This is a genomic window from Rhizobium sp. 01N48 (genome assembly GCF_056399145.1).
Genome location: NZ_JBFTQT010000003.1, coordinates 264,533 through 276,178, shown reverse-complemented (window position 1 = coordinate 276,178; position 11,646 = coordinate 264,533). Strand labels below are relative to the sequence as shown.

The following is an 11,646-nucleotide window of genomic DNA, read 5'->3' as shown; positions in this document are numbered from 1 at the left end:
GGAGCGCGGCTTTTTTGTTGTCGTTAACTTTTTGTTAACCAAACTCATGTCTTGTGGCCATCATTAAACGGTATGTTAACCAAGCTTAAGAAGCGGTTAGCAGGCATGAGGCTGATGAACCGTTCCCGGCGGTAGACCGGGATGTCCCTTTTAAAAGTTTGCCAACAAGGGGCGCTCTTTTCATGACAAGCATTTTGACCAACGTTGCGGCGATGTCCGCGCTTCAGACACTCCGCGGCATCAACACCAATCTCGAGACGACACAGGGCAACGTGTCTTCGGGATATCGTGTTGCCGAAGCCAAGGACAATGCGGCCTACTGGTCGATCGCGACGACGATGCGCTCGGACAACAAGGCTCTCTCGGCGGTCTCCGACGCACTCGGCCTCGGTGCCGCCAAAGTCGACACGGCCTATGCCGCGATGGACAACGCCATCAACATCGTCAGCGAAATCAAGGCCAAGGTCGTCGCCGCCACCGAAAACGGTGTCGACAAGACCAAGATCCAGGATGAGATCGGGCAGCTCCAGCAGCAGCTCCTCAGCGTTGCGCAGTCGGCATCGTTCTCGGGCGAGAACTGGGTCGCCGGCAATGGCACGAAGAGCGTCGTCTCCTCGTTCGTCCGCGGCGCCAACGGCGAGGTCTCTGTCCAGACGACCGACTACACCCTTGACGACAATCCTGATGGCAACGTGCTCTTCGGTATGCAGCCAACCGGCGAGATCGACACCTCGACCGGCGTCATCGGGTCGGAATACGGCACCTACGGCTCCATCTACAACATGGACATCTCGCAGCTCAGCGTGGCCGACCTCAACACCACGCTCGGCAATGTGGAAACCGGCCTCAGCGCGCTCACCAAGGCCGCGTCGCAGCTGGGCTCGATTTCGACCCGCATCGACCTCCAGGACAGCTTCGTTTCCAATCTCAGCGACTCGATCGATTCAGGCGTCGGCCGTCTCGTCGATGCCGACATGGAAGAGGAATCGAGCAAGCTGACCGCGCTCCAGACCCAGCAGCAGCTGGCAATCCAGTCGCTCTCCATCGCCAACTCGAGCGCTCAGAACGTCCTCACCCTGTTCCAGAACTAAGCTGGTTCATCGGCGTCGCCAACGCCACAAATACAATTGTCAAAGCATTGAAAGCCGTCTCGCAAGACGCGGCTTTCTCTTTGTTTTTGAAAAGAGAATCAAGGTTGCGCGAGGCTTGCGAGACCGTTTGTCGGCTACTTGCGCTGGCTGTAGGCCTTGGTTAACTTCTCTTCAGAATTGATTTGTTTAGCGACGAGCCGATCGGGAAATCCGGTTGGCGGCATGACGCCACACCTGTCGCTGCCGGCGGTCCGGTCTATCCTCTCCTCTACCATAGAGCTCCAAAAATGACCTATCGAATCACCAGCTCCGCACAGGTAAACGCTCTCGCCGCATTGCGGATCATCAACAAGGAAGCAGCGACGACCCAGCAGCAGGTATCATCGGGCATGCGCGTGGAAACGGCGGCGGATGACGCGACCTATTGGTCCTTTGCGAGCGTTCTGCGCTCCGATGGCAGCTCGATGAGCAACATCCATGATGCCCTCGGCGTCGGCGCCTCCAAGGTCGATACCGCCTACACCGCGATGGACAGCCTCATCGATCAGCTGAGCAGCATTCGCTCGACGCTTGTCAGCGCGAAGGAAGATGGTGTCGACAAGGACAAGCTCAACACCACGCTGGAGCAGCTCAAGCAGCAGATGCAGACGACGGTTCAGTCGACGAGCATTGCCGGCGAAAACTGGCTCTTCAACCAGGATCCTACGCTGACCACCTCGCGTTCGGTCATCGGTGGCTTCACCCGGGCACCCTCCGGCGAATATCAGCCGCAGAACATCACATTTCCTGCTGACCAGACCGTCATGATCGACACCAGCAACGCCAATCGCGGCCTGCTCACCAAGTCCGTTGACGCCAGCACCTTGAACAACACCGGCTCGACGGCGCCGCGCAACTACTATCTGCTCAATGCAGGATCGGTGACCGGCGCTGACGGCGATGAGATCAAGCTCGACCAAAACACCACAACCGAGCAGGTCGATGACATGATGTCCGTTGTCGACAGCCTTCTCTCGACGCTGACCACGACCGCAGCTGGCCTCGGCACCATGAGCGCCCGCATCAACGACCGCATCGACTACACCGCCAACATGGCCGATATCATCGACAAGAATGTCGGTGCGCTTGTCGATACTGATATGGATGAGGCGTCGGTGCGTCAGACGGCGCTGCAGACGCAGCAGAAGATGGGCGTGCAGGCGGTTTCCATCCTCAACACTGTTGCCAGCAAGGTTCTCGTTCTGCTGCAGTAATTGCGGATCACGGTTGCGCGCCGCGCGACGGCGCCCTTCATCTTCGCACAAGTTTGGCCTCCTAGGGTCAGGGACAACAGGCGTGGTGAAAACCGCGCGAAAGATTTGTTTGGTGCAATGTGAGGCGCGGCATGTCGCAGGTTTCTGCTGATACGAGGTGGGTTGAGTGAGCGCGCTACTGTCCCGTCTGAAAGACTTCGGTGAACCCGCCGTCGCCGCCCCATCAGTGGTCGATACGCCGTTTTCAGAAGATTTCGGCGGTTTCGACGACATTGTCTCCGAGCCAGTCATCGATATCGAGGCGGAACGCCGCGACGCCAACGCGATTGGCGAGGCCAAGGCGACCGCGGAGCTCACCGAGAAATTCGAGGCCGAGGCACAAACGGTTGCGCTTGTTCACCAGCGCGAGATCGAAGAGCTTCGCAACAAGTACGAGACAGAGATCGCCGAGCTCGTCGCTTCGAAGATCAAGGCGATCACTGCCGAGCTTGCTGATCTTGTGAGTGCCACGGTCGCCCGCACGCTGGCTCCCGTCTTGACCGAGGCTCTGGCTGAAAAGGCCGCTGTCGAACTGGCGGCGCAGCTTCGCGATGCCGTTCTGGAAGGCGAGACCGGCACGATCACGGTCAAAGGCCCGGAAAGGCTTTTCAATATCCTGAAGAACGAACTCGGCGAGAAGGCGGACCTGCTGCGCCACCACGAGAACGACGATATCGACCTGATCGCCGAGTTTGATGACTCGGTACTCGTAACCCGCATGTCTGCCTGGGCGGCGAGCGTCAAGAAAGTCCTGGAATGAGCGACAGCGAAAATCATCATCACGGCAAGAACGAGGTCATCATCATCAAGCGACATGGTGGTGGCGATCACGATGGCGCCCATGGTGGCGCCTGGAAAATCGCCTATGCCGACTTCATGACAGCGTTGATGGCTTTCTTCCTCGTCATGTGGCTGGTCAATGCCGCCAACGAGGAAACCAAGGCCTCCGTCGCCACCTATTTCAACCCGATCAAGCTCTCTGACGAAAAGCCGACCGAGAAGGGCTTGAAGAAGCCGGTCGATCAGGCCGACGGGCAGGAGAAGGCCGATAAGTCGAAGGAAAAAGAGGATCAGCCGAACCAGGGCGCGGCAGCGGCCAGCGGTGAAGACCAGACCTCGACCTCGGGCGACCAGAAGAACTATTCCGAAGCGGACTTCTTCGAGAACCCCTATTCGGTTCTCGCCGAAATCGCCCAGGAGGTCGGACAGCAGGCCAACGTCAGCGCCAAGGGCGAGGGCGGTGCGGCCGATTCCGGCCCCGCAACCGGCGCCGACGGCGGTGAAGCCTATCGCGACCCGTTCGATCCGGACTTCTGGACCAAGCAGATCGAGGTGACGCGCGCCGACAAGACGCAGCCCGACGATCCGGCCAAGCAGGCGATCGAGCTCGCCAAGGCCGAAGACGCGAAGGCTGAGCAGGCTGAGGCCAAGCCGGCTGACGCTGAGAAGCCGGAAACGGCGGACAAGACCAGCGACAAGACGAAGGACAAGACCGCCGACAAGGATGGCATAGCGCCTGAAACGCAGACCGCTGAGCAAAAGGCCGTCGAGCAGCAGCAGGAAGCCAAGGATCTTCAGCAGCAGATCGCCCAGCAGATCGGCGGTATCGCCGGCAAGCTGGCCGAGGGTCTGACTGTGACGCCGGCCGAAGGCGGCCTCCTGGTCAGCATTTCCGACCAGAGCGACGATTCCATGTTCAACGTCGGCTCCGCCGTTCCGCGCAAGGAGATGGTCCTTGCCATGCAGAAGATCGGCGAAGTGCTGAAGGAGAAGAATGGTGTCGTGGCCATTCGCGGCCATACCGACGGTCGCCAGTACAAGGGCGAGAACGAGAACTGGCGCCTTTCGATGGATCGCGCCCAGGCGGCCTATTACATGATGGTCCGTGGCGGGCTCGACGAGAAGCGCGTCTCGCAGGTCTCCGGCTTTGCCGACCGCAAGCTCAAGGACACTTCAGATCCGTATGACGCCTCCAACCGCCGTATCGAAATTCTTCTCCAGGCCGATCAGGGATAATCGATGAAGCGCCGGCAGCACAGGCATCTCCTGCCCCTCGCTTTCAGCCTTGCGCTGACGGCGACCGGCGTCGTGCGCGCGGAAGACGCCGCGCCGCCCGCCGCCCACGCGGAAGCGCCGGCCGCTGAACATGCAGAGACGCCAGCCGAGCCATCGGCAGGGCATGCGGAGACGCCGGCACCCACGGAAGCGCAGGCATCGTCTGCCGGACACGGCGACGCTGCGGCACCTGCCGAGGCATTACCCATCGTCCCGACGACGGACGATAGCGGCGACACCGTGCCATACAAGATGCTGCGCTCGCTGCAGTTCGTGCAGGACTCTGTCGTGCTTGGCGACCATTCCGCCAGTGAGATGCAGCGCTTCATGCTCGGTACCATCGACAAGCGCCTGCGCGCCGTCGACCCGACCGTTTTCGATGACGACCGCAACGTCGATGCCGCATTGATCTACGCCATGAGCGGCGGCAATCCGCAGACACTCGAATATTTGGTGGCGCGCGACGTCAACGGTTACTTCGATAACCGCGTGACCGACATCCTGCGCAAGTATCTGAGCGGCAAGGGCCTCCTTGTCGGCAAGACGCTGGTGGATATGGCGCAGGAGTACAAGGACAAGAAGATCGGCCCCTATCTGGCGCTCGTCGGCGGCAACGTCACCATCGCCAAGAGCCCGGAAGAGGCGCTCAAGCTCTACGATCTCGCGCGTCTCAATGCGCCGGGCACGATCATCGAGGAAGCGGCCTTGCGCCGCTCGGTTGCGATCTGCGTCGACAAGGGGATGGTCGATCAGGGGCTGCAATATTCGCAGCGCTATGTCCGTCGCTTCCTGCACTCGCCCTATGCCAGCCAGTTTGCCGATCTCTTCGTGAAACTGCTTGTCGATCACGATCATGACGTGAAGCCGGATGACGTCATCGGCATCCTCTCCTTCATGGACGATGCGCGCCAGCGGGAAATCTACCTGCGCATTGCGCGCGCAGCCGCAATCGCGGGCAAGGGCGAACTCGCCCGCATGGCGGCCGGCCACGCCCAGGCCCTGTCGGGCGATAACAACAACGCCTTTGGCGCATTGGCCGATTTCTACGGCGGCATGGCCGCGATCCCGACCGACAAGATCGATACCGCTGCGCGCGATATTTCGACGATCGCCGACAAGGCGCTTTCGCCGCGCGACCAAATCCTGCGGGCTGCTGCACGGTCGGTCGCCGAGCAGGTGCTTCGGCAACCAGACGCTGCAAGCCTGACGCAAGGCTCTGCTAATACACCGGATGGTCAAGAAGCCAGTTCTGAACAGGCGGCCGGAGGAGGATCGGCCGGAGAGGGGGCGGTTCCCGACGCCGCACCGGCGGCCGGATCGCAGTCAGCTGATCCACAGAACACCGACCCCGCATTCAGCTCATTTGTGACCTCAAGCCGCTCTCAGTTGGATGAGATCGACGGCCTTTTGAACAAAGAAAGCAATTGATATGATGGATATCAGCGTTCCGGCTGGAGCCGCAGATGCTGCCGCCGGCGCCAAGGCCAATCGGCCGGCCGGCAAGGGTTCGGATGCGGACGGCAGCGGCGGCTTCTCGGACGTCCTGAACAAGGCCAATGCCGGTTCCGATCGCAACCAGGGTGCCAAGGCCGATGGCCAGCAGCCGTCGGGCACTGCCGATGGCGGCAATGGCGCCGTGGGCTCTGCGCCGCATCGGCAGAACCCAAAGGCTGTGATCGATCTCGGCAATTCAGCCGCACTGGCGCAGGCGGAAGCCGATGCGACGGCGGTCAATGCCGGTAAGGACACTCAGAAGACGGGTCGTGTCGATATCAAATCGCTGCGCAAGCAGATCGATGACGCAGCGGTCGACGGTGCTGCCGAAGACGTGGCCGACAAGATCGCCACGCCGACATCCAAGGATGACAAGACAGGCAAGCCGGTCAAGACCGAGGCAAAGCCAGGATCGGCCGACGACAGTGCTGTCTCGGATGTCCTGAGCATGCTTGGAAACGCGCCGGTCGATAGCGCATCGGTCGCCGCTGCGGCATTGTTCGGACAAAAGGCGCAGGATACCGCGCCCACCGACGCCAAGGATAAATCCTCCGGCAAGCAGAAAACCAAGGGTGACGCCGTCGCCGATGTCGCCAGCGCCTTGACGTCGGCCACCGACGCCGCGTCCGACGTGGACATGCCTGGCGCGACCGCAGCCGGCGATGCGGTTGGCCAGACCTTCCGGCTGACGCGTGCAGACAGCCGTGGCACGTCCATGGACATGCATCTCGGCATCGAGAAGGACGCGGCCGACGTTGGCGGCAAGGCGAATGTCGAGACCGTCACGATCCTCGATTCCCGCCGCTATATCGGCCTCGCGCAGAACACCAATTCCGCGGCTGTCACGGCGGCGATCGCCGGCGACAAGGAATGGGCGCACGCCATGCAAGCGTCGTCGTCCCTGTCGAACGCCGCTGAACTCAGCAGCACCGGCAAGGTCGTCAACACGCTCAAGATCCAGATGAACCCGATCGACCTCGGTCTCGTCACCGCGACGCTGAGGCTGCAGGGCGATACGCTGAACGTCGATCTCAAGGTCGAGACCGCAGCCGCCTACAGGCAGCTCAGGGAAGACCACACCAAGATGCTGGAATCGCTGCGCAGCCAGGGCTACGCCATCGACGGCGTGAGCGTCAGCATGGCGCCGGTCGCCAACACCGATACCAGCAGCCAGGCGAACGCACAGAGCGGCTCGCAGCAGGGCTCTGCCCAGGGGCAGGGCGGCGAGGCGCGCGAGCGTCAGAATCAAACAGGGCAGCGCAGTACCGGAGGCTTCAATGTTACAGGTGAGAGCGACGCTACGAGCGCTTCTTCTGGCTCCTCTGGCAGCAGCGGCACTGGCGACGTATACCTCTGACGCGCGGGCATCCGATGGCGCCTGCGAGCAGGAGATCCAGTCGGCCGCGCTGAAGTACGGTATCCCCGAGGGCATCCTCTATTCCGTCGGATTGACCGAAACGGGCCGCAAGGGCTCGCTTTACCCCTATGCCTTGAACATAGAGGGCAAGCCCTTCTTTCCGCCCTCGGAGCGCGATGCGCTGAGGCAGGTGGATACGGCTCACAGGTCGGGCGCGAAGCTGATCGATGTCGGCTGCATGCAGATCAACCAGTTCTACCACGGGGAGAATTTTCGGTCATTGGAGGAGATGTTCGATCCCCGAACCAACGTGGAATACGCGGCACGGTTCCTCAAGAACCTGCACGATCGCCACGAGACATGGACCATGGCGGTCGCCCGCTACCACGCCGGCCCCAACAATGACCCCGCGCAGAAGCAATATGTCTGCCGCGTCATCGCCAATCTGGTCGCCACGGGCTATGGGAAATGGACTCCCAATGCGAGCAATTTCTGCCGCGGCTGACTCGCCTAAAGATAGCGAAAAAAGAACAAACCGGAAATGTGTCATAATATGGCAAGAATTCGGGCCAATGTGGCAAGGCAAGTCACAATTTAGGACATGTTAACTTTTCCACGAAACTTTTGTGTGCATAATTTTGCCTACCCACTAAATGTAGAGCAAATCGGGGGGCAATTCTTAATCAACTATTAATTTCCGCCCATGAGTTCCTACAGCTTGTCCCAGAATCGTGCGATTCGTACCCATAGGTCATCGATGTGCCACAAGTGATTCGGAGGCGGACGAATGATCGTAGTGGTTGATGAGCGTGAGCTCGTGAAGGATGGCTACACTTCCCTTTTTGGTCGAGAAGGTATTCCTTCGACCGGTTTTGATCCAAACGAGTTTGGTGAGTGGGTGCAGACGGCTGCTGATTCAGATATCGCGGCGGTCGAGGCGTTTCTGATTGGCCAGGGCCAGCAGACGTTCGAGCTGCCGCGCGCAATTCGCGATCGTTCGATGGCACCCGTCATCGCGGTCAGCGACCAGCCGTCGCTCGAAAACACGCTTGCACTTTTTGATTGCGGCGTTGACGACGTCGTTCGCAAGCCGGTTCACCCCCGCGAAATCCTCGCACGCGCAGCGGCCATCCGCCGCCGCCTCAAGGCGATTTCCACGCACACGGACATCGGCGCCATTCGCGTCTTCTCCGATGGCCGCGATCCCGAGATCCACGGCGAAGTCTTCGCACTGCCGCGCCGCGAGCGCCGCATTCTCGAATACTTGATTGCCAACCGCGGTCGCCGCGTCACCAAGACCCAGATCTTCAATGCCATCTACGGGATTTTCGACGAGGAAGTCGAAGAAAACGTCGTTGAAAGCCACATTTCCAAGCTTCGCAAAAAGCTGCGCAAGAAGCTCGGCGTCGACCCGGTCGATTCCAAGCGCTTCCTCGGCTACTGCATTGATTGGGAATAGTTTTTTGGCGTCCTTGGTGGGCGCGGCGGTCTAGGCTTCGATCTTTCTTTGATCACGCAAATGCCAGACAGCTTCACGCAAGGCCCACCGGATACTCTCAAGCCTACTAAGGGAATCGAGGTTTTCAGATGAGCATTTTCGGCAGCATGAAGACGGCTGTGTCCGGCATGAACGCACAGGCGAACCGCCTCAGCACCGTGGCCGACAACATCGCCAACGTAAACACGTCTGGCTACAAGGCGGTATCGACCGCCTTCTCGTCGCTTGTCCTGCCTTCGAGCTCGGGCAACTACAACTCCGGCGGCGTGCAGACGTCGGTTCGCCAGTCTGTCTCCGCACAGGGCGATATCTCCTACACGACCTCGGGCTACGACCTTGCCATCTCCGGCGACGGCTTCTTCATCGTCCAGAGCCCTGACGGCGTTCCGGTCCTGACCCGAGCCGGCGACTTCACCAAGGACGACGAAGGCAACCTCGTCAACTCCGCCGGCTTCAAGCTGATGGGTTACTCCTACGATTCAGGTGCTCCGGCTGTCGTCGTCAACGGCTTCTCGGGTCTGGTCCCGGTTAACGTCGCCCAGTCAGGGCTGACGGCGATCGCCTCGACCGCCGGTACCTTCGCCGGCAACCTGGATTCTGGCGCCGAAGTCGCAACGGGCAACCTGCCGTCCGACAACGCGGTGCCGATGACGGCCGATACCAAGCAGATTTCGATGGTCGGCTACGACAAGCTCGGCAACACCGTGCAGTACGACTTCTACTTCACGAAGACGGACGTGACGACGCCGCCGCCTGCTACAGGCGCCGCGAGCACCTGGGATGTTACGGTCTACCGCCATGCGGACGCCGCAACGGGCAGCACGACATCCTTCCCCTATTCGACGGCAGCCGTCGGTGGCGGCACGATGGAGTTCGACGCCGAAGGCAAGCTTGTTTCCGGCAACTCGCTTCTGATCGACGACCCGGTGACGACAGGCCAGATCCAGATGGATCTCTCCGGCTTCACGCAGCTCGCTTCCGACTTCTCCGGCAAGGGTACGCCGAACGGCCAGGCTGCCAGCCCGGTCGACAGCGTCTCGATCGGCAAGGATGGCACGGTCTCGGCGAAGTATGCCGACGGCACCTCCAAGCCGCTCTACCGCATTCCGCTCGCAACCGTTGCAAGCCCGGACAACATGACGCTCATGAGCGGCAATGTCTACAGCGCCAACGGCACCTCGGGCGTCACGGTTACCGGCTTCCCGCAGACCAATGGCTTCGGCTCTATCCAGTCGGGTGCGATCGAAAGCTCGAACGTCGACCTCGCCGGTGAACTGACCGAGATGATCGAATCGCAGCGCAGCTACACTGCCAACTCCAAGGTGTTCCAGACGGGGTCCGACATCATGGACGTCCTCGTCAACCTCAAGAGATAAGTAGGGTAACGGGTTAGCCATGTCGCTTACATCAGCACTGAATACCGCGCAGAGCATATTCAACAATACCGGCACGCAGAGCAGTGTCGTATCGAACAATATCTCGAACTCCAGCAACAGCGATTACGTCCGCCGTCAGGCGATGGTCACGACGTCGCTGAATGGTGCGCAGGTTGTGAAGATCAGCAGGGCGCAGGAAGACGCCTTGATGCGGCAGTGGCTGAAGGCAAGCGCCGGTGACAGCGCTCAGCAGACCTTGCTGGGCGGCCTCACCGACCTGAAGTCGGTGCTCGGCGGTAACGACTACGAAACGTCGCCGGCCACCTATCTCTCGACCTTCCAGCAGAAACTCCAGGCGTTCCGTACGTCGCCGAGCAGCGCGATCGCCGCGCAGAGTGCGGTCACGGCCGCGCAGGATGTCACCAACTCGTTGAACGACGCCACCAAGTCGGTCCAGCTTATCCGCCAGAACGCGGACAAGGAGATCGCGACACAGGTCGGTACGCTGAATACGCTCTTGGCGCAGTTCAAGACGGCGAACGACGCCGTCAAGGGCGCGACCGCCAGCGGCGGCAACCCGGCCGATGCGCTCGATGAGCGCGACAAGCTGCTGAAGCAGATTTCCTCGATCGTCGGCGTCAAGACCGCCGATCGCGCCAATGGCGACATGGCGCTCTATACGAATGATGGAACGGTCGTCTTCGACACCATTCCCCGCGCAGTCACCTTCGTTTCGCAGGACACCTATACGACGGGCACGAAAGGCAACGGCGTCTATATCGACGGCGTGGCGCTCACCAGCGGGCAGGGGTCCACGACGACAGCTCAGGGTAGCCTTCAGTCGCTGCTGCAGATCCGCGACGACGTTGCTCCGACCTTCCAGTCGCAGCTCGACGAGATCGCAAAGTCGCTGGTGACGATGTTCTCGGAAACCGACGGCGCGACGACCGAGCCGGGTCTCTTCGTCTGGAAGACCTCGACCGGCCTCGACGGCGACACGCCGACGACCCCTGATGTCATCAACGGCATCGCAGGTACAATTACGGTAAACACAGCGGTAATCACCAGCCAGGGTGGCGATCCGATGAAGCTGCGCGACGGCACCATCACCGGATTGACCAACCTGAACCCGGACAATGCCAGCGGCTTCTCGGACAATCTCGACACGCTGTACACCGCGCTGGGCTCGGCACAGAACTTCTCGTCGGATGCCGGCATCTCCTCGAATGTCAGCGTCATCAGCTACGCTCAGAACTCGGTCGGCTGGCTCGAACAGCTGCGAAGTGACGCCACGACGGCATCGGAAAATACAACCGCTGCCCTCTCTCGCTCAACCGAAGCGTACTCAAATGAGACAGGCGTCAACCTTGACGAGGAACTGACACTGCTGCTTGATATTGAGCAGTCTTACAAGGCGGCCACCAAGATATTGAACGCCGTCAACGAGATGTACCAGTCGCTGCTGGACATTGCGAGGTAAGCC

The 11,646-nt window shown here is 60.6% G+C and carries 10 protein-coding genes; all 10 read left to right on the top strand.

What is annotated here, in order from left to right; genetic code table 11:
• The first annotated feature begins 182 nt into the window (after window positions 1-182).
• The 10 genes from AC1DOG_RS07715 to flgK all read left to right on the top strand — a co-directional run bounded on the left by AC1DOG_RS07715 (window position 183) and on the right by flgK (window position 11,643).
• Window positions 183-1,091, top strand: a complete 909-nt coding sequence (locus AC1DOG_RS07715) for a flagellin N-terminal helical domain-containing protein (RefSeq protein WP_112942767.1) — start codon at window positions 183-185, stop codon at window positions 1,089-1,091.
• 287 nt (window positions 1,092-1,378) lie between these two features.
• Window positions 1,379-2,344, top strand: coding sequence for a flagellin N-terminal helical domain-containing protein (locus AC1DOG_RS07710; RefSeq protein ID WP_477927283.1), 966 nt, complete (start codon window positions 1,379-1,381; stop codon window positions 2,342-2,344).
• A 166-nt stretch (window positions 2,345-2,510) separates the two neighbouring features.
• Complete coding sequence (locus AC1DOG_RS07705; RefSeq protein ID WP_477927282.1) at window positions 2,511-3,143, top strand: hypothetical protein; 633 nt, start codon at window positions 2,511-2,513, stop codon at window positions 3,141-3,143.
• A complete protein-coding gene (locus AC1DOG_RS07700; RefSeq protein ID WP_477927281.1) occupies window positions 3,140-4,399 on the top strand; it encodes a MotB family protein in 1,260 nt (419 codons plus the stop codon). The genes AC1DOG_RS07705 and AC1DOG_RS07700 overlap by 4 nt, the downstream gene beginning before the upstream one ends.
• Before the next feature lie 3 nt (window positions 4,400-4,402).
• The gene (gene motC / locus AC1DOG_RS07695) at window positions 4,403-5,866 is read left to right on the top strand and encodes a chemotaxis protein MotC (protein ID WP_477927280.1); all 1,464 of its coding nucleotides are present in this window, start codon (window positions 4,403-4,405) and stop codon (window positions 5,864-5,866) included.
• A 1-nt stretch (window position 5,867) separates the two neighbouring features.
• A complete protein-coding gene (gene fliK, locus AC1DOG_RS07690) occupies window positions 5,868-7,289 on the top strand; it encodes a flagellar hook-length control protein FliK (protein ID WP_477927279.1) in 1,422 nt (473 codons plus the stop codon).
• A complete protein-coding gene (locus tag AC1DOG_RS07685; RefSeq protein WP_047507442.1) occupies window positions 7,210-7,794 on the top strand; it encodes a lytic transglycosylase domain-containing protein in 585 nt (194 codons plus the stop codon). The genes fliK and AC1DOG_RS07685 overlap by 80 nt, the downstream gene beginning before the upstream one ends.
• A gap of 282 nt (window positions 7,795-8,076) precedes the next feature.
• Window positions 8,077-8,748, top strand: coding sequence for a transcriptional activator Rem (rem, locus tag AC1DOG_RS07680; RefSeq protein ID WP_018898445.1), 672 nt, complete (start codon window positions 8,077-8,079; stop codon window positions 8,746-8,748).
• 128 nt (window positions 8,749-8,876) lie between these two features.
• Entirely contained in the window at window positions 8,877-10,163 is a 1,287-nt protein-coding gene (locus AC1DOG_RS07675; RefSeq protein WP_477927278.1) for a flagellar hook protein FlgE, read from the top strand.
• 19 nt (window positions 10,164-10,182) lie between these two features.
• Entirely contained in the window at window positions 10,183-11,643 is a 1,461-nt protein-coding gene (gene flgK, locus AC1DOG_RS07670) for a flagellar hook-associated protein FlgK (protein ID WP_477927277.1), read from the top strand.
• The last annotated feature ends 3 nt before the right edge of the window (window positions 11,644-11,646 follow it).

What these genes read in the sequence shown, in the direction of transcription:
- AC1DOG_RS07715 (WP_112942767.1), top strand. Translation starts at nt 183, where the DNA reads ATGACAAGCATTTTGACCAACGTTGCGGCGATGTCCGCGCTTCAGACA.
- AC1DOG_RS07710 (WP_477927283.1), top strand. Translation starts at nt 1,379, where the DNA reads ATGACCTATCGAATCACCAGCTCCGCACAGGTAAACGCTCTCGCCGCA.
- AC1DOG_RS07700 (WP_477927281.1), top strand. Translation starts at nt 3,140, where the DNA reads ATGAGCGACAGCGAAAATCATCATCACGGCAAGAACGAGGTCATCATC.
- motC (WP_477927280.1), top strand. Translation starts at nt 4,403, where the DNA reads ATGAAGCGCCGGCAGCACAGGCATCTCCTGCCCCTCGCTTTCAGCCTT.
- fliK (WP_477927279.1), top strand. Translation starts at nt 5,868, where the DNA reads ATGATGGATATCAGCGTTCCGGCTGGAGCCGCAGATGCTGCCGCCGGC.
- AC1DOG_RS07685 (WP_047507442.1), top strand. Translation starts at nt 7,210, where the DNA reads ATGTTACAGGTGAGAGCGACGCTACGAGCGCTTCTTCTGGCTCCTCTG.
- rem (WP_018898445.1), top strand. Translation starts at nt 8,077, where the DNA reads ATGATCGTAGTGGTTGATGAGCGTGAGCTCGTGAAGGATGGCTACACT.
- AC1DOG_RS07675 (WP_477927278.1), top strand. Translation starts at nt 8,877, where the DNA reads ATGAGCATTTTCGGCAGCATGAAGACGGCTGTGTCCGGCATGAACGCA.
- flgK (WP_477927277.1), top strand. Translation starts at nt 10,183, where the DNA reads ATGTCGCTTACATCAGCACTGAATACCGCGCAGAGCATATTCAACAAT.